Source organism: Ruegeria sp. SAZD011, assembly GCF_059612545.1.
Window position 1 is genome coordinate 1 of record NZ_JBXWQU010000017.1, and the last position, 21,497, is coordinate 21,497.

At 59.5% G+C, this 21,497-nt stretch carries 12 protein-coding genes and 3 pseudogenes; 8 read left to right on the forward strand and 7 right to left on the reverse strand.

Going from position 1 to position 21,497, the window contains the following annotated elements:
- Positions 1–3,459, reverse strand: a 3,459-nt coding sequence (locus tag AC2FLM_RS06070) for a calcium-binding protein (protein ID WP_496856539.1), incomplete at its 3' end; no start/stop codon positions are given.
- Between the two features lie 1,144 nt (positions 3,460–4,603).
- On the opposite strand from AC2FLM_RS06070, the pseudogene AC2FLM_RS06075 reads away from it, so the two are divergent.
- A pseudogene (locus AC2FLM_RS06075) lies at positions 4,604–4,711 on the forward strand (transposase); the annotation flags it as partial.
- Here AC2FLM_RS06075 and AC2FLM_RS06080 read toward each other — a convergent pair.
- Both AC2FLM_RS06080 and AC2FLM_RS06085 read right to left on the reverse strand, forming a co-directional pair.
- Positions 4,712–4,888 (reverse strand): annotated as a pseudogene (locus AC2FLM_RS06080) (IS5/IS1182 family transposase); the annotation flags it as partial.
- Between the two features lie 711 nt (positions 4,889–5,599).
- Positions 5,600–6,595, reverse strand: a complete 996-nt coding sequence (locus tag AC2FLM_RS06085) for a peptidoglycan-binding domain-containing protein (protein WP_496856541.1) — start codon at positions 6,593–6,595, stop codon at positions 5,600–5,602.
- A 101-nt stretch (positions 6,596–6,696) separates the two neighbouring features.
- Between AC2FLM_RS06085 and AC2FLM_RS06090 the strand changes: the two genes are divergently transcribed.
- Positions 6,697–13,449: a peptidoglycan-binding protein gene (locus AC2FLM_RS06090; protein WP_496856543.1), complete on the forward strand. Its 6,753-nt coding sequence runs from the start codon at positions 6,697–6,699 to the stop codon at positions 13,447–13,449.
- 330 nt (positions 13,450–13,779) lie between these two features.
- Complete coding sequence (locus AC2FLM_RS06095; RefSeq protein ID WP_496856545.1) at positions 13,780–14,175, forward strand: hypothetical protein; 396 nt, start codon at positions 13,780–13,782, stop codon at positions 14,173–14,175.
- 271 nt (positions 14,176–14,446) lie between these two features.
- Here AC2FLM_RS06095 and AC2FLM_RS06100 read toward each other — a convergent pair whose 3' ends face one another.
- The 4 genes and pseudogenes from AC2FLM_RS06100 to AC2FLM_RS06115 all read right to left on the reverse strand — a co-directional run.
- Positions 14,447–15,121 carry a YcbK family protein gene (locus AC2FLM_RS06100; protein WP_496856547.1) on the reverse strand — a complete coding sequence of 225 codons (675 nt, stop codon included), beginning with the start codon at positions 15,119–15,121 and terminating at the stop codon, positions 14,447–14,449.
- Between the two features lie 73 nt (positions 15,122–15,194).
- Positions 15,195–15,485: a DUF6127 family protein gene (locus AC2FLM_RS06105; protein WP_496856549.1), complete on the reverse strand. Its 291-nt coding sequence runs from the start codon at positions 15,483–15,485 to the stop codon at positions 15,195–15,197.
- 19 nt (positions 15,486–15,504) lie between these two features.
- Positions 15,505–16,581 carry a DUF2793 domain-containing protein gene (locus AC2FLM_RS06110; RefSeq protein ID WP_496856550.1) on the reverse strand — a complete coding sequence of 359 codons (1,077 nt, stop codon included), beginning with the start codon at positions 16,579–16,581 and terminating at the stop codon, positions 15,505–15,507.
- A gap of 8 nt (positions 16,582–16,589) precedes the next feature.
- Positions 16,590–18,251 (reverse strand): annotated as a pseudogene (locus tag AC2FLM_RS06115) (phage tail protein); the annotation flags it as partial.
- Here AC2FLM_RS06115 and AC2FLM_RS06120 point away from each other — a divergent pair.
- From AC2FLM_RS06120 to AC2FLM_RS06140, 5 genes are all read left to right on the forward strand, one after another.
- Complete coding sequence (locus AC2FLM_RS06120; protein WP_496856564.1) at positions 18,219–18,305, forward strand: DUF2924 domain-containing protein; 87 nt, start codon at positions 18,219–18,221, stop codon at positions 18,303–18,305. The pseudogene AC2FLM_RS06115 and the gene AC2FLM_RS06120 overlap by 33 nt on opposite strands.
- On the forward strand, positions 18,302–19,612 hold the full coding sequence (locus AC2FLM_RS06125; protein ID WP_496856551.1) for a recombinase family protein: 1,311 nt from the start codon (positions 18,302–18,304) through the stop codon (positions 19,610–19,612). Before AC2FLM_RS06120 ends, AC2FLM_RS06125 begins: the two co-directional genes overlap by 4 nt.
- The gene (locus tag AC2FLM_RS06130; protein WP_496856552.1) at positions 19,609–20,016 is read left to right on the forward strand and encodes a hypothetical protein; all 408 of its coding nucleotides are present in this window, start codon (positions 19,609–19,611) and stop codon (positions 20,014–20,016) included. Before AC2FLM_RS06125 ends, AC2FLM_RS06130 begins: the two co-directional genes overlap by 4 nt.
- Positions 20,017–20,086: 70 nt before the next feature.
- A complete protein-coding gene (locus tag AC2FLM_RS06135; RefSeq protein WP_424973466.1) occupies positions 20,087–20,602 on the forward strand; it encodes a DUF488 domain-containing protein in 516 nt (171 codons plus the stop codon).
- Entirely contained in the window at positions 20,541–21,305 is a 765-nt protein-coding gene (locus AC2FLM_RS06140; protein ID WP_424973465.1) for a DUF8758 domain-containing protein, read from the forward strand. The genes AC2FLM_RS06135 and AC2FLM_RS06140 overlap by 62 nt, the downstream gene beginning before the upstream one ends.
- The last annotated feature ends 192 nt before the right edge of the window (positions 21,306–21,497 follow it).

Below are 21,497 nucleotides of genomic sequence, written 5' to 3' on the forward strand. Positions count from 1 at the left end.
AGACCCAGCCGTCACAAACGACGCTGTGTCGATCCCCGAGCCGCCGTTCACATCGTCGCCGCCGATGCCGCCTTCCAGCGTGTCATTGCCCGCCGAGCCGCGCAGAGAGTCCTTGCCGCGCCCGCCTTCGATCAGGTTGTTGCCCGAAGAGCCCGTCAGCAGATCGTCATGGTCCGAACCCAGCAGGTTCTCGATCGAGGTGTAGGTGTCACCATTGGCATTGCCCCGAGAGCCCACACCGCTCGTCAGATTTGCCGTAACGCCAGACCCAGCCGTCACAAACGACGCTGTGTCGATCCCCGAGCCGCCGTTCACATCGTCGCCGCCAATGCCGCCTTCGAGAACATCGTCGCCGGCACCGCCGTAGATAGTGTCCGAACCTGCGCCGCCATCAAGCGTGTCGGCTCCGGCGCCACCCTCCAGCCGGTCAGCCCCACCCAAACCAGTGATGCTGTCGACACCAGAACCACCCGTCAAAGTTTCAGGGGCGTCAGTGCCCGCAACCACATTGACCGGCCGCGATGTGCCGACCACACGAATGGTTGCGGTCGCTGTAGCTCTCTGGAACCCGTTGGTCTCGATCTCGTAGGATACTGTGACCTCTTCGATTTCTCTCTCGTTCAAATGCGCAAAATCCTCGCCAGGGTCGAACACCACGCTTCCGCCGATGATGCTGACCGACCCACCTCCCGACGAGATCGAAACAGCCAGGTAATGCGCGCCGGTCGAATTGAGCGCGTCGTTTGCTAGTAGGTCCAGAAGAGCTGGACGATCACCCTCAACCGTGAGCGTGTCGTTGGCAGCCGATGGTGCGCTTGCCAGAAGGTCGGATACCAAGGCGATCCCATCGAAGAACTCGAAATACTCGATATTTGTCAGCGTATCTCGGCCCTCGAGACCGTCCGCCCTAAGGTCCGTTACGATGACCTCTCCAGATGTACCGAGTTGGATCGAGAAGTCGTCGTGTTCACCCCAGAAGAAGACCGTGTCGTCGCCAGACCCGCCATCGATAACATCGTCGTTCTGTTCGCCACGTAGGTGATCGTCACCAGAGCCGCCGAACAGGTGGTCGTTACCCAAGCCCCCCCTGACCTCGTCGTGCCCGCTTCCGCCATAGACATAGTCATCGCCCGCGTCGCCCCAGACAACGTCGTCATCCCATTGGCCATCGATGGTGTCGTTCCCGTTGTGGCCGCGAATGATATCGTCGCCGTCATCCCCATAGATTTCGTTCCGCCCATGGTTGCCATCGATCACGTCGTTTCCGTTTGAGCCCAGCACATTCTCGATGCTGTAGAGCCTGTCGGTCCCGAGGTCTGAACTGACGGCGATCTCGTCAAACAGGTTAATCAGGACGCCAGCGTCGCCGTCGGAGAAATCGGCCGTGTCGGTCCCGTCTTCCCCATGCAACAAGTCGTCGCCAGCACCGCCGCGCAAGTTGTCGTCGTCGTCGCCGCCATAAAGCGCGTCGTCGCCGTCATCCCCGTCAAGATCGTCATTGCCACTTTCCCCGGCAAGACGATCTCGTCCATCACCGCCGTCAAGATCGTCGACACCCGGACCCCCGAAGAGTTGATCGTCGCCATCGTCCCCGTCCAGAAAGTCGTTGCCACGATCACCATAGATCTCATCGTTTCCGTCGTTTCCATCGAGGGTGTCGTTGTCATCCTCTCCCTTGATGTAGTCGTTACCTCGCCCCCCATCGACGTCGTCGTCACCGTCACCGGCATAGATTGTATCGTGTCCGAACCCGTTCGACGAACTGATGTCACCGTCGATAAAGTCGTCGCCGCTTTCCCCAAAGATAAGGTCATCACCGTCGTCACCATCGATCGTGTCATCATGGCGTCCGCCACGAATGGTATCGTCGCCGTCCCCACCGTAGATTCGGTCCTCGTCATCGTCCCCCCAGATGATGTCGTCGCCGTCAAATCCACGCAGAGTATCGTCACCGTCATGTCCCCTATACCGGTTGTCGTCGTTGACGTCCGGGGCACCACCTTGCTCAAGTGTCAACTCGCTCGGGTAGTCGTCTCCGCTGGTTCCTTCCCAATCCCAATATGAGTTGCCAGGGTCGGTTGCGCCCGTGGTTGGGGTCAGGTTGTCTGCCGTAGGGTCGATGTTGATCGGCGTGATGTTCAGCCAGTAAGCGCCGGTGCTGTCGCCAACACCCCGCGCCTCGAAAAAGTAGGTTCCGCTCACCGGCGCGACGAAGCTGATGAACGACATCGTCGTGCTGTTGGTCAGGTTGTCGTTGCGCCAGACGGCACCGTTCGGAGCGCGGATTGTCAGTTCCGGATCGAGCCGACTGTTCTGCGTGCTGTTCGCCCAGAGGATGAATGAGTATTGCTGCCCCGCTTGCAGTTCGGCCCTGAACACGTCGACGTCGCTGCGCGACTCGATGGAGCCCGCAGCCGATGTGAAGCTCGTGATCGTCCCGCTGCCGATCTGATGGGCAGCAGGTTGCGTGTCTGTGTGATCATCCGGGGCCACACCGTCGATGAGGTCCTGAATGGCGACAGAGCCGAAATCGACAATACCGACTCGTTCGTAGGCTCTCTCGATCATCAATGGCGCGCCGGAGGCGGTCGCGGTCAGGTTGAGCGTCTCCGCGCTAGCGCTCGGTGCGAGGGAGCGGATAATGTCCCAGGCGGACCAGCCCCGGACGGCGTCAAGCAAGACGCCGAGGGACGGCAGGGTGAACCACAATGTTGAGCCGGCATCGCCACGGAGGAACAGCGCGCCGTCGTTGTCGGGCAACGTCGCCACTGTGTCCTCGCCAACCACGCACGCGCCCGCTGCCGGGATCAGATCGACCAACACGTTCTGGTTAGAGAATCGAAGGACCTCAACATCCTCTAAAGTATCGAAGCCCTCCGGACCGGATACGATAATCGTCCGCTCATTGAGCCGCCAAAAATCGTTGTCGTTCACCGACCGGTTGTAGAGGACAGTATCGATGCCATCGCCGCCATCGATTGCGTCGCTCCCGCCCCCCTGAAAGATATAATCGGCACCGCCTCCGGCATGGATGTAGTCACCGTGAGCACTGCCAAAAAAGGTCTCGTCAGAGCTTGTCCCAGTATGATTTGCGCCAGACGACGAGCCGAACGATCCCGACGAAAGGTAGTCTGCCCCCCCACCCCAAGTGCTAATCATCTGGCCAAATGACACAGGCGAACTTACGTCGTTTCGTCCATCTGCATACACTCCGTACTGCAGATCATTTTCGAGCTCTGACCCGAAGTGAACGTGCAGGTGATAGGAATAGGTGCCATCGGTTCGCGCAGCCAGTCCGGATGCGGCGCTAATACCAATAGTCTGTCCTGCTTCGACCTCGAACAATGGGCCAAGGCCTATACCAGACGAACTTACAGAGCCTTGAGCCAGATGTGCGTAGGTCGCATAAAGCTTTTTGCCACCAATTCCTTCATACTCAATTGTAATATAGTTGCCCAAGCCATGATCACCCGAGTTTGATCCGAAACTCGGAAGATCGTCCCGCCAAGCTACAACGATACCATCTGCAATGGACTGAACCGCCGCTCCATTGACTGAAAAATCCCATCCCCAGCGCCAGTGCGTCTCAGGGAAATGACTATTCCCATTGCCTCGATTGGCGTTTGGACCTTGAGCGCTAGTAATTACCCCGGAGTCTAGAGGCACAGGTAAATAAAATGTCATTTCTCCACCTTTAATTTCTCGTCACAACAGAGAAAATTCGCCCGGTTTAGGTGTTCCATCCCGGACGATCACATAGACCCTCGCCGGTCCGCGCTCTTCATGGCAACATCGATCCTGCGTGAGGTTCGGGATAGGAGACGTGCATGCTGATCTCCGAGACATGCTAACTGACCCTCCGAGCGTTGTAACCAAAGAAGTAACCGTTCAAGGCGAAATCACGCGGAGCCACTCGCGATTGCGCTTGTCGCTGGCGTCGGGCTTGTCCACTCGACAAAACCTCGAAGCCCTTTCGGTTCCGACTGTTCTGCCAGAGTCATCCGCACGCGTAAATTCAGCTCACCTCTGCCTTCGCCACAAGCCCGTCAGCAGGGCCCTCGCGACCCCACACAAAATTTGGGTCACCGCTTCCGACACTGACCTGTCAAGAAAAACGATGTCGCACACGGCTTTTCGGAGCATTGGCAAACCCCGACCGCACCCGGGTGCCTGACGACACCGCCCCGAGGCAGCCAACCTTCGCGCCTGTTAAGGACGTCAGGTCGGGGGGGAGCGTCGCCCGTTGCGACCCGTAAGTGCCCCTGCAAATTGAACGTAGCACCGATCAGGCGCACGTACGCCCTTGTTTTAGTCTGCCAGTCGATCTGACCGCAGCTTCTTGTCTTCATTTAGTGGCACCGGACGAGGGTATTCGACGTCGATGCGCGTAAAGCCCGCGCATACTGATTGAGCCGCGTACGATCGAGAGCAGGTCGTTTGATCAATGATCCGTCTCGACATACACCCCCGAGCAATCGTAGGCGACCGCCACTGCCTTGGCGCCGTTGCCCATGAAACTACGCGGGCTCAGTGTTTGCGTCGCGGCGGAAATGTCGCTGTCGAGCATGACCTCGACCACCGCCCCGCTGACCTCCTCGACGACTCTGACGCCGATCTCGACGAGGTCCGGGAATGGCAAAGCCGGGCGTTCGACCGGATGTATCCCATCGTCATTCTCGACGCGCTGCGGGTGAAGATCCGGAATGCCGACATGGGCAGAGCGTCCGACCTGAGCGGCTAGGCGCGGTGCCAGGCGCTTGTAATACTGCCGCAACCCGATCCCGGCCTCGCGGGCCAGGCCGACCAGCTTGCGCCGTGCCGTCTCGTATAGCCGGGCGTCGGTGGGATGGGCGATATTCTTCTCCATGGCCGTGCTATCGACGGTAATCGCAACGGTTGCCGATGGGGACGGCCTCTTGTTCGGAAACGTCGAAGTTCGGTTGCAGGGTATCGCTGCCCCGGAACTTGATACGGAAATCGGAGGGGCGAGCGCCGAAAACTTAAGGCGCATCGCACAGGGTAAATTCGTGATTTGCTACCTCGACGGTACAAGAGCGGGAAAATCACTGCGCCCTGTCGCGGTTTGCACATTGGACGGCACCGACCTCGGGGAAACTCAGGTTTTTGAAGGTAACGCGAGGGACTGCCCGAGATTCTCCAAGGGAAGGTATGCAGGTGCTGAACGCGAGGCCGTGGCGCGTGGAAGCGACCTTAGTGAAAAATACAAGCTACCCCGCTACTGCAACTAGGTGTCGCACCTGATAGCATCCAAGCGCAAAACAGTTGGCGGGCTTTTTGGCGGGTAAACCCAAGTAAGCCTGAATTTCTCCAATATTTTCAATGATATATGGCGGAGGGGATGGGCCTGAAAGACAACCTTCTCCACGCCTAACCCATTGATATTGCTTGCTAGACGATAGGGGCAAAAGAAATACACTTAACCTTTTGACCTTGATTCAAGAGCGTCCACTAACGCATGTAGTGTTTCGTTTGTCTTCCTGAACCGGAGGCGATCATCCCAACGCGGTCCCAAGCAATCCAAGCATTGCAGTGACTCGACAAATAACACGGCGACCAAGGTTGGAGTTCGAATGGCGCTTCAGGACTTCGTGGCAAAAAATGAACATCCGTTCGAGTCTTGCCCCCGCAAAACCAGTTGTTGATCGTCGACACGCGCCCTGAGACTGACTTTTCCGATCAACAAGCCGAAGTTTGTCACAGCACTTACTGAACGTCCACGAAGCGATGCGCTCACGCGGCCTCTTAATCCTTGCGAATTCGACAGCGTTCCATTGTAATTGTTGCCGCCAGCATGGCGCATTGCGAGTACGCCAGTAATTTTCATCCGACCCAGACGACTTCCTGAACCACAGTTTGTCGTATAGCGCCAGTTTCCAGCCATATTGCGCGGACCAAGAGAAATTGGCGGCGGTGGCAAATACTTGCGTTCGTTATTGGGATCGGAACGCCATGCGGCAAGCGCGGCTTCTGACATAGCCTTTAGCCGGACATGCTGGTCGGCGCTCAGATAGCCCGTAGCCTCTGCCCCCTGTGCGGCTTGCCAAGCGCTGAGCGCAGATCGGGTACCACGCCCGATAACCCCGTCCACGCCGTTTGGATCATGTCCCAAGACAAGAAGCCTCGCCTGCAGATCACGGATATCCTGCTTGTCGAGTCCCAGCGCAGATTCCGAAGTCTCGGATCCTGGTGTTAGCGGTGACGAAGAACCTGTATCGACCTTCGGCGCATCGGTCATTCTGCTTTCCGTTGGTTCGTTCTCTGCAGGGGTCTCGAGAGCGGAGCTTTCCGACAGATCACGATCTTGCAATCGCGCGTTGAGCCCCGCCACGTCGATTTCACCCACAGGCTCGGCCAAAAGCACGCTTATGGCAAGATCAGAGGATGGATGTTCATTGACAATCCGGTCCAACAGCGCACGCACGGCGGAAAGGGTCGTCAGTGAACTCTCCGGGCCCTCGTAGATGCTCTCTGCCTCTGTCAGCAGGGCCTCGGGGCTGTCCTGTGCGGCTAAGGCAGACGCTGCAAAGACAAGAAAGGCCATCGCAAGCCCAAACCGTCGCACCAAAATTGCCATGACAAACCCTCACCGTTGATAGACTACAGGTTCGGGAAGCTTGCCAGATATGTCAATGCTGCCGTACCCTCCCCATATCAGGGTTTTAGCGGTGGGTCTCGATGTTGAACTTCAGGTTGATTGTTGTGTCAGCGGTGCTTCTTCTAGGAGGTGCTTCGTTCGCGCTCGCGCAGACCGATGAGGATACCGCCAACCGGCTGCTGGTCGACGCCGTAACCGGCAGTGGAGGAGCCTTAGACCCGCTTTACAAGCGGCGGCTTCTGTCGGCCTTGGCTGAAGAATTCCGAGGGACCGCAGCGGCGCGATCAGTTGCTTCGGGTGCCGTGAGTCTTTTTAAACTTCCGGAAGCGCCCGCATGGCACCAATTACTGGTCGCAGGCAGCGAGATCACTGGGTTCGATCATGGTGAGTTCCCGTCTTACGGTGATGCCACCCATCCAGGCTTCGACATCGGGTTGCCCGGGCAGGCCGATTGTGGTGTACCGGTAACCTCACCACTTGCGGGAAGTGTTGTGAGGGTGGTTGCAGAGGATGTGCCGGACTCCGAGCTTGCGCAGATCGGGATCGACCGGGCTCGCAATGATCGCGATCTTGATCGCAACACGGGTAACGCGGTCATTCTTCGGCACGGCGACGGAAGTTCGGTGACCTACTCGATCTACCTTCATCTTCAAAGCACACCTTCAAGTTCTGACGGATTGCCCTGGCGCGTCGGCATGACCATTCCCGCTGGCGCCCAGATTGGAAAAGTCGGCGAGACTGGTGCAGCGGAGGGTTGCCATCTGCATTTCGAGGCGCGGAATTTCGAAGGGACTTACAAGTACCTTCATCCCGAATTCGGCAACATCTACCCGTCAGGGGATATCTCCGGCACAGAGACGTTTGCGAAGGACTGGGTGGACCCGGAGACATTTCTACGGCGGGCGTTTTTAGCTATGCATCTTGGCACAGAAACACCTCCGGCGACGTCGGCGGAGGACTCGCCAGAAACTAAGGCATCGGACCCTCAAGCAGAGAATGCGGCGGAGAGTGCGGGAATTGAGACGACAAGTGAGGAAGCGGGAGATCGCGAGCTTACGGCTGGTGACTGGATCGAAACGCGCGAGGCGCGCCGGACGGTCCGACCTGGCGAGACGGCCGGCGACATCTCGGTCGCTGAAAATGGCGGCGTGCGGTATCGTGGTGAAATGCTCTTTGCCGCTGCGCATGACCCGGCCGCAACCGAAGTACGCCTATTTTTCTCGCCGGTTGCGGGAAGTGCGCTTGTCATGCAATGGGATCTCGACTGGGGAGGGTTGCGCGCAGCTCTGATCAATTTGGGAACGCAGCAAGTTCTGAACAGCGATCTCGTCCCCGAGACGGCAGTCCGTGGAAAAGCAGAGGCAATTAACGTTCGGCAGCCCATGTTGCCGGTCGCATGGTCGCCCGATGGCAAGTACGCTGCCATTCCCCTGTCGCCAGGGGAATGGCAGGCAGACCTGCTATTGATAGATGCGGAGAACGGCAACCAAGTCGTACTCCAGACTGATGACCTTCAGCCAGGGCAGTGGACGTTCCCGAAACTCGAGACTCTTCGATGGGAGGGCGATGACTGGGCGTCGATCAATTATGACGTGCTTGCATGTGCGGATGCGGACTGCACCGCGCCAGCAGTTGTTGGGTCAATCTCTGGCGGGCATCGCGTAAGCACGCTGTTGAAGCCTGCACCAGAATCTTCCAAAGAAGTATCGGTCGAGGCGAGCGAATGGGGGCCAAGCCTCGTCGCTGGGGTGGAGGTGGGCTATTATCCTTGCCGTGCGCCAGCGAACGAAACCGATGCCTGTCTTCGCGCGCTCGGGCTATCGAAGGAGGCCATATCGTTTTCATTTGAGAGTGATGGGGATTATTCGGGGTCCAGTGTCGGTACCGAATTTCGCGAACTGGGTGCTGTAGACCTTGCTACCAGGCAGTTCATTGGCAACACCTTCTACTACACACCGATTCTTCTAAATGGCGCTCTGGGCTTTCAAGAGGTCCCATTTACTCGAAATCTTCCCGGAACATTCCGGGACAGTACTAGTCAGCAGATGCTGCAGCGCTTCCCGCGGGCCAGCAACATCGGTGGAATTGACATCCGGTCGCACCGCCGCCTGCCTGACGGCACCCAGCGCTTCACTGTCGTCGAGATAGTAAATGAGGGTTGCCGCGCCTGCGAGATCCTCGGCAGCGCGGTGTCGTTTCTTGAAATTGGCCCCGCTACAGGCAACCGCTTGGAGCGGCGCCCTATCGGCCTTCTGTTGGGTGATCCTGCCGAAGCCGTCGAAATGACCGCCGAGGTGATCCGCGGCAGGCCCGAGAGTCTTCAGGTTTCGCTCAACGCCCTTGGATACGACGCTGGCGAAATGGACGGGTTTCCCGGCCCACAGACCCGCAGGGCACTAATGGAGTTCCAAGTCGAGCACTGCCTGACGCCCACGGGACAACCGGACCCCGCCACCGCGAACGCCCTCCTTGGAGCCGACGGGTTTGAGGCACCCTGCGCTGGCGCGCGGTTGCCAGAAAGGCTCGACGCGAACACACCGCTGCTGAGCGGTATCTACGTCGATGATCCGGCATTATGTTCCGCGACCAGTGCTCCGTACGAGACCGTTCACTTGCAGCAACGCATTGTGCGGGGGCGCTCCATCACATGGGGGCATGAAGGCGGTTGCGAGATACGGCGGACGGATATCCGCGACGGCGTGACGCTTTTTCGCGGAACCTGCTCCGAGGGAAACCAATCGAACGAAAGTCGGTGGCGCTTCGATGTGCAGTCGAACGAAAGTTTCATCGACCTAGACATGCCGACAGCGATCCCACGTGACGCCGCGCCTCGGCGCTTCACCAGATGCCCCGACAATAGCACGCTACGGTCGGCTTTCGCCCCTTGGTTCGGAGATGCTGCGCCCGGGGGGGCTGGAGCGGAAGTACCGGGTCAGCAGACAGTGGCGGGAACGGCAGCGGACGACGCTTCACGCGGGGCCATTTCGAAAATGGAGCCGGTCACGTTCGCCCGGACTATGACGCTCAACTGGGGCGGCACGCCACAAGGCATCGTCGGCACGCTTCAAGTCGCCGGGCGACTGGACGAAAGCGGGCTTACACTGACCGTGCAAAGCGTGAACGGACGCCACAATCCGTCCGCGAGGGCCGATCCAGTCGATCGCGGGGCTGAAATCGACTTTTTCATCAACGCCGTACCAAGAAAGAACTGCGAGGGGTGTAAACCGACTGATGGCAGCTTTCGGTCCGCGACGACCATAAGATTGCAAAATGATGTCCTAAGTGGACCATATGGCGAAACGACGGCTTTCGTGCCCATGTCGGTTCTTGAGCGTAACGACCTTGTGAGCGTCAGCCTCGTCGGAACAGACAACAAGATCTATTTGTCTGACCTCACGATCGATTTGGCGCGCGATTTTGCCAGTGGAAGGATAGCTGCGGCATCGGCGAAGGCGAATGGCAATTTCACCGCACCCCTTGGCACGAGTTGGGTTCAATTGGCATCGCGCAAGTCGCTATCTGATGCCCGAGAATTCGCATATAACATGGGTGAAGGAGCTCGGATATTCCGGACTGAGAATGGTTGGCACGCGATCACCGGGACGATCCTTTCGGAGCCGGAATTCGATGGATTGGCCGATATTGTTCAAGCTAACGGCTGGCCTGCCGACAGTCTTTTGACAAGGGGCACGGGTTTTGTCGAAGAACTGTCCCTACGCGAAGGCCAGCCACCGCCGCCTCCCGCATTTACCTATGCAAAAACACAGCGTCCAACTGAGCTATTGAGCCGCTATTGGCGGGAGTCTTCGGCGGTCTATGAAAGCGTCGAGAAGCTTCCTACCGGCAGAGAGGTGGTGGTATGGGGGCAACCGGATCAACTGGGAGACTGCCTTGTCAGTAACCACGAGGGGATCTTTATAAAGTGCATCGATCTAGGAACCAGCGTCGCGGCTGAAGCGCTGAATGCTGAACTCCAGGGCGCTCATGCAAACAGTTCCGTCCAAGCAGCAACTACTTCTGGTGCCGTATCGCCAGTCGAAGCTGTTGATACGCCTGACTTTCGCGAGATCATCGCTAGTCTCGACTATGTCCTTGCTGCGGACAAGGCTGCGACGGCCGAACTCCTCCAGACCGCGTTCACGCTAATTGGCGGGATGGAGCCTGATGGTACCGCGGCGCTCCTTGGCATAAGCGCCAAAGATTTCGCTGCCGAATTCGTCCTCGACCCCGAAGCAATGCTTGCCGTTGTTGGATCCGACATAGTCGTGAACGCTGGCGAAGCTGCCTTCGCAGAGGCGGCAGGCGATCTCGTTGCAGGATATATGTTTGCATCCGGTCCACTGTCGCAACTTCCGAATGAATGGCAGGTGCCTTTGCGCGCGTTTGTCGATGCTACCATCGTGGAGAGCGTCGGGCTTCTGGCAACCGGCACCGACCCGACAGGTGCCTCCTTGGTAGGACCCATCGTGGATCGGCTGAATGATGTCTATGAGATTTATCAGGCAACCAACGCGCTTTCGCGGACTCAGGCGAGTGGTCTCTTCGCGGTCGCAAATGGAGCCGAAATCACCGCAGAACTCGTCCGCAAGCATCCTGGTGAGAAGTCGGAGGCTCTGAAGACCGACTGGTTCGCGATGACGCGGGAAAACCTCCGCGACATTGTGGGAGCCGACGATGCGAGTTCTTCATACAATGTCACTGTGATCGGATACCGTGCCCTTGAAGCACTTGGCCGCGGGGATGCTGAATCAGCACGGGCCGAGATCGAAAGGATGCGGGCCGTTGGGGATGCCACGCAGGGACTCACGCCACTCTCGGCCGAAGGACCAATCGATCTTCTGGTTCGGCTTGCAAGTGGTGGCAACGACGCGCCGAAGGTTCTCGTAGAGACATTCCTGAAGTCGACCGCCCTCCGATCACTACACCCGGCTTCCGGTTCAGTAGCCACCGCCGAAACAGCGGGAACACCAGAAGCGCATGGGGACAGCGCTTCCGCAAATGTAGACAGTGCTCAAGTTTCCCCGCTTAGCGTCGATGTTTTCGATGGTGTTTGGGTCCAGTCAGGTCAAGGCTGGAAATGGACTTTCCGCTTCGAAGAGCTGACGGCAAAGGTCATCAGCGGCGGAGATTCCGCTCGCCCAATCAACAGCGAGATCTTGCGAATTGAGCGCCTACAAGGCACTGATTTCTCAGGTTCCTGGCGTTTCCGGAATGGACAATGGTACGAAATCTTAGGTTCGGTTGAAGGCGATACAATTACCATTAGAACTGGACGAACGACTAACGGCATTGACGAGTGGGTCTGGAGACGTGAACCTTCAAGCGAAAATGACAATAGTGGAGCCCAAACGACTTCTTCGTCGATTATTGGTTCGGCCAATGCTTGGGCGCGGCTTCCCGGTATAGAGAAAGTCTTACTAGATGTGGTTTCGACCTATCCTGGAACGAGTCTCAGTGGCTGCGCCCAAGCACATGGCCCCATTTCGCCTGAACTCCGTATGAAGCTCTTTGACGATGCTAATATGACGGTTGTCGACCAGCGAGGCCGCACAGCCGTGCGCCCAGTCACACGGCAGATGATCGAGGGCGATCGCTTCTGTCTCAATCCCAATAATGCGCAGTGCGCCGCCTCAAATTACCAATTGTACTACTGCGCATCCGGCGAGATGCTTTTTGTCAACCCTGGCGGCGCCTTTTCCGGGACGTTCCGCGTGACCGATGTCGTTGAACGCCCCCGGAACCCGATTGTTTCAACCGTGATCACAAGCGAGATTTACGGGCGAAATCTACCCGATATTCGCTCCGAACGGACCGGTTGCGCGCTTTCGAACGGCTGGAGCGAAGCAACCGGGGTTCGGTGGAATGGCGATTGCCAGAATGGGCGCGCTTCAGGGCCTGGGACGATAGAATGGATGCGCGGGCCGGAAGTCATCTGGCGCACACGCGTCGGTCCGAACTGGGGTATTGCGCTGTCGGATGGGGTGTTACGCTATGATATTGACCTAAAAGCCTTCGACTTCAGCCTTTCAAGCTGCGACCAAGGCATTTCGGGCTTTCGCTCCGTCAACATCAAGGCACCGGTGGGCACGCCGCAAACCTATTTCGAGAATTCTTGGGTCGCTGACGAATTGATGCGTCGCGGTGCGCGATACGCGCAAGCCGAGTGCCCGGTCGATAGAAAAGGGTTCTCCAACATCGTCGTCGCAATTGAGCTGAATGGGGAACAAGTTGTGCGAGGCCGGAACAACGAGAAAGAAAACTTGACATGGCGCGAGTTCTCTAATCCGGCTGCCCGCGCCATGCAAAACGAGTTGCAGCAGGCCGAACGCAACCGGGTCGCCAGCGAGCAGCAGCGACTTGCTCAGGCAAGGGCAGATGCTCTTACGGCCGAATTTCAACGCCGCCGTGACGGGATCGTCGCTCAGGCGGAGAACTTCGTTGAGACTGGACGCGGAAACATTGACGACCTCGCCGCCGCGCTCGAAATCGACCATCTGGGGACACTTGATCGTCTTGAACGTGGCGCCACGCTCAGACTCGGACCGGTTGAAGGGCTTGCGACAGTCACACACGACGGCGAGCGCCATTATCGTGTCAATCACGTCACCTCTTCGCCGTTTGCGAGGCTGGAAAGAGAGTTCCGCTCGAAGCAGGATTTCTCTTGGGAGAACTGGATGGCCCTAACCCAGTCTGCCATGCCTGACAGAACCGAACTTTCTTGCCTCTTCGAGCGGATAAGTACAGTTCCCCAAGAAGTCCGAGACGTTCGTGTAGAGCTTCTTTCGTTTTCGCGAGGTAGCAATTCAACGGTGATTTCGTTCTTGTGTGAATGAGCCTTTTGCTTTCTTGACACACTTTTCTTGGTGCCGACCCGGCGGATAGAGATAGATGACACGGCGAAGCACCTGCGGATTTTCAGAACCCGTTCTGGTTGATCCCTGCGGGCAGTTTCTGATGGTGTGATCGCCCCCCGACGGCATCGATGTGCGAAGGTGGGTCTGCAACGATCCATAGTGGAGAGCGGTCATATCGGAGATTACCACGGTCGGGCTCGACCTGACGAAGAATGTCGTACAGCTCTCAGCCATCACTTTTCTGTTGACACTCCGCCCCCCCCCCCCGGCACCATCAGGCTGGTTGGGATATTTTGACTGGAGTTAGAGATGAAGGCTGGTGGAATTCTCGGTATTATCGGTGGGGTTATAGCGCTAATTGTCGGCGTGATTGGCTTCAAGCTTGCTGGCTTTGGATCAAGTGCAATGTCTGGAATTGCTTCGTTTAATGGCGATGCCAATTCTGCGCGTGTGAATGCTGACGTTCAGTCAACTCTGGCCTTTTATAGGACAATGTCCATTCTAATGCCGATTGTTGGCCTCGTAGGCGCCGGGGTGGCTTTCAAGAATGGAAAGGTCGGCGGAGCGCTAATGGGTTTTTCAGCGGCTGGAATTCTTTGGGCTTTTGGATTTGGCGTATTTTCCTTAATTTGTGCAGTTCTTCTAGGCATTGGTGCGTTCTTGGCGTTCTCGGATGCTCAGAAGGGTCCGTACCAGCAAACATAGCGCGTCAATTTCCTTGCGCTGCGAGGCGCATGGCGAAATCAGCAGACCACCTCTGGGAGCAATGTGACAGCCCGAAACTGCACGCGTCGTTGCCTCCTATGGATGTGGGGGTGTTGATGTGCATGGTGGCCGGGCTTGGATAAGCGTCCCGCTCGCTCGCCGGACCGCCGAAGCGAAAGCAGGAACAGGAGCACGGCCAGCACTGTGGCGGCGTAGCGCAACGCCACCCGAACCCCCGGGCTGGCCGCGATCCCTGTGAGGAGCGCGGCGATCACCGCCGCCCCCGCTTCCAATCGTCGAGGCGGGCGTAGATCGTGACCGCGATGCCCCCGAGCGCGACTACGATGAAAACCCAGCGCAGGGTGTCGAGATACGGCACGAGCGGCAGGATGGCGGTCTGGGTCTCTGCCAGGACGCCTTGCGCCACCTCGACCCCGGCTGCGCCCAGTGTCGCCACACCAGCTGCCCCGCCGCCTTTCATGGTGCGGCTCTGGGCCAGCACCTCGCGCGCAGGAGGCGATTCCTCGGCGAAGGCAGTCGCGCGGACCGGGAAGCGGTCGCCCCATTGGCGCGATGGGCCGAGGTCGACATGGATGAAACCCGAGCGCGGATAGAAGCCGAAGCCCAGAAACCCGACTGCTCGTGCCGCCGCCTCGAAGGCCACCGGATCATGGTTCGACATAGCAATGTCGAAAGCAGCGCCGCCCATGTGCTTGGAACGCGTCGCACCGCCAACGGCGCGGTTATGCTCCGGGCTGCGATAGGCGGAGCGAACGATGAGCGGCTTACGCAGCCGGTCGCGCAGCGCCTGCAGCTTGTCGAGCGCGGGCTCGTTGATCAGCAGTTTGCCGGTGCCGCGGCAGGCAATTTCGGCGGGGGAGAAGTTGCTCCAGGTCCAGGCGCTTTCTGGCACGTCGCGCCAATGGTGGTAAAACGTCGTCGTCATGGTGTTCTCCAGAAACAAAAAGACCCGCCACTTAAGCGGGTCAGTTGGGCAAACGGTTTGGGATGGCGAGCGGCTATGGACCGCCGCCGAAGATTTTCAGCTTGATTGCGATGCCCGCCAGCAGCGCCAACATGACGCCGGTCGTGATCATGCGGACAGCGGTCTGCATCGCGGTGCGGCGCACCAGCCGCACGCAGTCGAGCAAGGATCGCAGGTCGCGGATATCGAGCGCTGCCTCTTCACCATCGAGGCCGACATCGGCCAATGCGCGTTTCGCGCCCTCTTCTGCGGCGCGTGCTAGCATGGCCTCGAAATCAGCGTCGGGTATGCGGACGAAGCCCTGATCGGATCGAGGTGGTGTCATGGGGTAATCCTTCCGCCGCTCAGCCGATCTTGCAGCCCCAAAGGGACGTTTGATCCGCCGCGAAATAACCATCCTGCGCGCGGAAATACCCCTGCAGTTCAACGGTATCGCTAGCGGTCAGCGGCACCATCGTCTGTAGCCACAGCGCCGTCGCCTCCGAGACATGCGCGCCACTGATCTCGCCGTAGGACCCTCGGATTTCAGTCGCGCCGTTCAGGACGAGCCGCCCGCGCATCCGGGCCGCTGTGCTGGAATTGACCTTGTAAAGGAGCGTTGCGCCAAAGAGGTAGGTACCATCCACGGGGGCTGTAAACAGGTTGGTCCCGGCATCAAAGGCACCCTGATCGTTGTAGTCGGTGTTGTTGAGGCCGACTTTCGTCCAGGTCCCGACCCCGACATAGTTGTCGTAGTTCGTGTAGGCCTTGAAGCGCGGCAGCCGCGGCTGATCGACAATGCCGGTGGCGTTGTCGACGCTGAGCCCGTCGAAGAACGTGCTGCCGTCGGCCGAGACCGCGAGCCGGAAGCGGTCGGAGCCGAAGAGCCCGACCAGCGCCTTGGTCACGAAGCCCGTCTGCAGCGTCAGCCCGAGATCGTTGCCCGCCGCCTCCTTGTTCATAGTGTAGAACAGATCGCCGGTCCCACCCTCGGCCACGGTCTTTGCCGTCCAGAGCGCCGAGTTGAGTTTGGCCGAGAACGGATTCGACGCATCCGCCGTCGTGCCGATCCCCAGGAGCGCCATGTTCTGCACCGCCGCCGGTGTGGTCCCGGTCCAGCCCGCGCCGTCGTAGACCAGCAGCAGCCCCTCGTCCTCGACCCATGCCCGCCAGCCGGTCCGGGGTGGCAAGCGGATCCAGGCGCCATCGGTCCAGAGCGCGACGTTCAGATCCCAGCCCGTCCAGTCCCCGGTCGCGCCTGAGGCGACGATGTAGCGGTCGCCATCTGCGGGGCTGGCGGGCGGCGCGGTCAGGTCCCGGTCGAGGACGGAGAGCTGCACTAGCCCGTCGAGGACCCGCAGCGCCTCGTTGTGGGTGACGTGCTTCTGGGCCTGCGCCGCCAGAATGTATGGGAGCAGCAGATTGGTCGTGGTGTCGGACATAGCGGTCCTCAGAGTTGGAGCGTGATGGTCTTCGGCGCACCCCGCCCGGTCAGGGCGGAGAGATGGAAGATGCGGATATCGAGCGTGTCGCCGGGCCCGAGCGGCGCGCCCCAGTCGTCGGTCTGGTCGGCGGCGGCATAGACCACGTTGGCCGCGGACGTACTTAGCAACCGCTTCACCGTCGCCCCGTCGAGGATCTCGACCTCGTAGGCTTCGGTCTCCTCGGCGAGCGGTACGTCGACCGCGCCCCAGCTGTCGGCCGCGAGTGCCCGGGACCGGCGTGTCCAGCGGATCGTCAGATCGCCGGGCGTGCGCGGTTTGCGCCATGGCTGCTCGACATGGGCCACCGAGAAGGGTCGCAGTCCCGCACCAACTGGCGTGAAACTGGCCGCAACATAGGTATCGTCGCTCACAGACTGGCTTGCGGGACCGATGCGCCAGTTCCACGGCAGCCCGAGATCAGCCTCGGCGATTGGCAACGAGGCCAGAGCGTCGTCCAGCACCACCACCCGCGCGCCTGCCGGAGCCGGATTGGCCATGGTTGCTTCCGTGCCGCGCTGGCCGCGCAGCAGCCGGGTGAGCCGATACCGGCCGGGGGCGATCAGTTCCGCCACGCCCGCCTGCACGATTTCCCAGACGCCCGATGCACTCTCTATCGCCAACGCGTTCGCCCCGCCGAACAGCGCCAGGTCGGTGACACTCTCCAGCGTGCCGGTCAGCAAGTCGACCACCAGCGCATTGCCGAGATCGAAGCGCGAGGTCGGACCCGCGTAGAAATCCGAAACAAGTGTCCCGATCCGGGCCCGTCCGCCAAATGACGTCAGCAGCTCGAAGCCATCGGTAGAGGGACTGCGGAACACCGCCATTTCGCCCGGCCAGGGAACGGCGTGCGCCGCGGCGAAAGGCCGATGCGCGGGTTGATCCTCTGTCAGTTGCGGCAGGTCCAGCAGCGCCACCTCGGGTGCGCCGAACACCACGGTTTGCGAAAGCGATGAGGGCCGTGGCGATCCGGGCGGAAGGTCGTGGGCCTCACGATCCTGGCGAACGGCCTCGATCCCACGTGCCTCGGCATCCGCGATGGAGACCAGCCGCAGCGGGATGTTCCGACCGTCATGGTCCAATGTGACGACATCGGCCGGATCCAATGCTAGCCGCGAGGGTGGCAAACGAACCGCGACCGTCTCCCTCCCGGTCCAGGCTTCCATCAGCGCGCGACGGCACCGACGCTCGGCCTCCTCTGGCGGGACCGCCATCGGATAGCTCTCCGAGGCGATCCGGGTCGTATCGACCGTGATGCGGCGCGCCTCGACAAGGGCGGCGTCATAGTCCTCATCGGCACGCGCCACCTGCCATTTGAGGGCCTGCGGCAATTCAGTTTCCTGCCCACGGGTCATTTCCAGCACGTCGCCCTCGCGCGCGGCGACCAGATCGTCATGCGTAACGCTGGCCACTGCCGCCTGACCGCGCATGACGAAACGGATCTCGCCCTCGGTCTCGACCGCGTCGAAGCCGAAATGCCGTGACAGCGTGGTGATGGACGCGCGCGGGCTCTCCAGCGCGCCAATGTCATAGCCCTCGAGCACGTCGTCACCGTCACCGCGGACGGCTTCGACTGGCAGGGCCGCCCTTACAAATCGCTGTCGGCCATTGCTCGCGCCATCACCGGCACCCGCTGGAACGGCTGGGTGTTCTTCGGCCTGAAAAACCATCGGAGGGGCGCATGACCAAACCGATTGTTAGAAAACTGCGCTGCGCGATCTACACGCGCAAATCCTCCGAGGAAGGGCTCGAGCAGGAATTCAACTCGCTCCACGCCCAACGGGAAGCCTGCGAAGCCTACATCGCCAGCCAGAGGTCGGAGGGCTGGGTGCTGGTCCGAGATCAGTATGACGACGGTGGCATTTCCGGCGGGACACTCGACCGCCCCGGCCTGCAACAGCTCATGGCAGATATTGAGGACGGGCTGGTCGACGTGGTCGTTGTCTACAAGATCGATCGCCTCAGCCGCTCACTGGCCGATTTTGCCAAGCTGGTCGAGGTATTTGACCGCAATGGCGTGACCTTCGTGTCGGTGACGCAGTCCTTCAACACGACCACGTCGATGGGCCGGCTGACGCTTAACATCCTGCTGTCCTTCGCCCAGTTCGAGCGTGAGGTGACGGCCGAGCGCATCCGCGACAAGGTCGCCGCGAGCCGGAAGAAGGGCATGTGGATGGGCGGTGTGCCGCCCTACGGCTACCGTGTCGAGAACCGCAAGCTGGTGGAGGATAATGAGCGCACCGAACACGTCCGCTGGATCTTCGCCCGCTTCCTTGAGATCGGCTCAGGCACGGAACTGGCGCGGGAGGTGGCGAAACGCGGCATCCGCACGCCCCGCGGCAACCGGATCGACAAGAAATACCTCTACCGGATGCTGAACAACCGCGCCTATGTCGGCGAGGCGGTCCACAAGGGCGAGAGCTATCCGGGCGAGCACGATGCGATCATCGACAGGGAGGTCTGGGACAAGGTCCACGCGATCCTGACCGAAAGCCCCCGCAAGCGCGCCGCCCGCACCCGCGCCGATACGCCCGCGCTGCTCAAAGGGCTGCTCTACGGTCCGGATGGCGCGGCGTTCTCCCCGACCCACACGCGGAAGGGCGGCAAGCTCTACCGCTACTATGTCAGCCAGACAGTGCTGAAGCATGGTGCGGGGTCATGCCCGGTCGGCCGGGTTCCAGCAGGCGAGATCGAGGCCGCCGTCATCGACCAGCTCCGCGCCGTGTTCCGCCAACCCGAAATCGTGGCGGGCACATGGAAAGCGGCACACACGCAGGAGGGCGAGATAACCGAGGCCGAAGCTTGTACGGCCCTGCAACAATTCGACCCGCTGTGGGACGAACTGTTCCCCGCCGAACAAGCGCGCATCGTGGCGCTGCTGGTCGAACGCGTCGACATCGGCACGGACGGACTCAACGTGCGCCTGCGCGTCGACGGCCTCAGTGGCCTTGCGCGCGAGATGCTTGCAGGCGGTATCGAGGCGGCAGCATGACCAGAAGGACGCCGATCCCGGACACCGTGACGCTGCACGTCCCGTTCCACATTGTTAGACGTGGCGGCCGGAAGGAGATGCAACTGCCGGAGGGCGCGGCGCAGGCACGACGAACGGACAACACGCTGGTCAAGGCGCTGTCGCGTGCGTTTCGCTGGCAGAAAATGCTTGAAGGCGGAGCTTTCCCGACGATCTCCGAACTGGCTGCACATGAAGGAATCGCGGCGCCGTATCTCAGCAGAACTCTGCGGTTGGCGCAGCTTGACCCAGATATCGTCGAGGCAATTCTGAGTGGTTGCCAGCCTGCCGATCTCACTCTGGAGGCGCTTCGCAAGCCGCTACCATCTGAGTGGGCGCGCCAAAGAAGCCACTTGGCAGCCCTTTGCCGTCACCATGAAACTTAAGGAATCTGTGCGATTCAGGGGATTCACGACAAGATTCAGGCGTGTTAGGGTTCAAGAAAAGGATACAGGCATGAGCATTCTATTCACAGTCGGGTATGAGGGCACAGATATCGATAGGTTCGTGCGGACTCTGAAGGCTGCCGGGGTCCAACAACTTGCCGATGTGCGTGCGGTTGCAGTTTCACGCAAACCCGGATTTTCTAAGAAAAAGCTTTCCCAGCGCCTCGCTGAAGAAGGCATTGAGTATTTTCATTTCGTCGCACTTGGAGATCCGAAACCTGGCAGGGAAGCGGCCCGTGCAGGCAAATTTGATCTATTTCGTTCGATCTATGGCGACCACATCGAAACAGATGCTGCTCAGGATGCACTTCAGGATCTGAAGGATACGGTCAGCACTGCGGCCACGTGCTTGCTGTGTTTCGAGCGCGACCCAGAAACTTGCCATCGAACGATCGTTGCTCGTGAAGTAACCGATCAACTCGGCTTCAATATTTTTAACCTTTTTGCTGACGATCCAGAGCGCTATGTCCGTCACGCTGCAAAATTGCCGCGTTTCCATCCTAGTGAAAGCGTTACCGCAGCGTAGCGCTACACATGGGGAAACAGTTTGCTGCGCCGGGGTGACGCCCTACGGCGAATTCAAACGGTTATTTCCGGTTCGTTTTCGGCATTTGGGCGAAGGTGCTTCTTTTAAGCGATGGGATTGGGTCGATTTCAAATATCGGCCACCAACAAGCGACCGCAGAAGTGAAAGTTGCCATGTGATGGAGGACTCCATCGTTGTAGACGGGTCAATGCCTGCAAAGGACCGCTCAGCATTTCTCGACCCACTTGTTTCAAACTCGGTGAAAGACGCTGCTGCCGCCGGTAAGTCTCTCGCACTAATTCGGCCCAGGAATACGCGCTTCTATTACAAGGCAAAGGCAGATGCGGAGCTCGAAGCCGAGCGAAAAATCTATGAACAAGCCGCAAGCCAGGGATCCTTTTTTGACAAGCAGCTTGCGGCACTGGAGCCAAGCCCTTTTGAATTTCGCTTCAAATTTGAAGATGGCAGTGGCCCACATGATTACGCAAATGGGGACTGGGAAGCTCATGCCATGTTCTTCAACGGGCGAAGGCGTGAAGGATCGGACAAGGCGACGCTCGACTGGATGAGCGCAACGTTCAACGAACAATACGCAGAACGGGGAATGCTCTTCTGCGTCGGCAACATGGCTAAGCGCCCGCAGACATGGCAGTTGCTCGGCGTTCTTCGGGTTGACGAAACAGATCAACCAGCATTGTTCTAAGCATCTTCGCGATCGCGGCAACGGTCCCAGCCTTCGATACACTTCCCGACCGAAAGTGGACATCCCAAGGGGGAGCATCTGCCCAGCGTGACGCCGGAATCTCCGTGGATAGAGCTCTTTGGGGATTGGAAGCGTTGCGTACATTGCTGCGACTTTGAGTGCCGGAGGCGTCTCTGACGATCAAAACCGGCC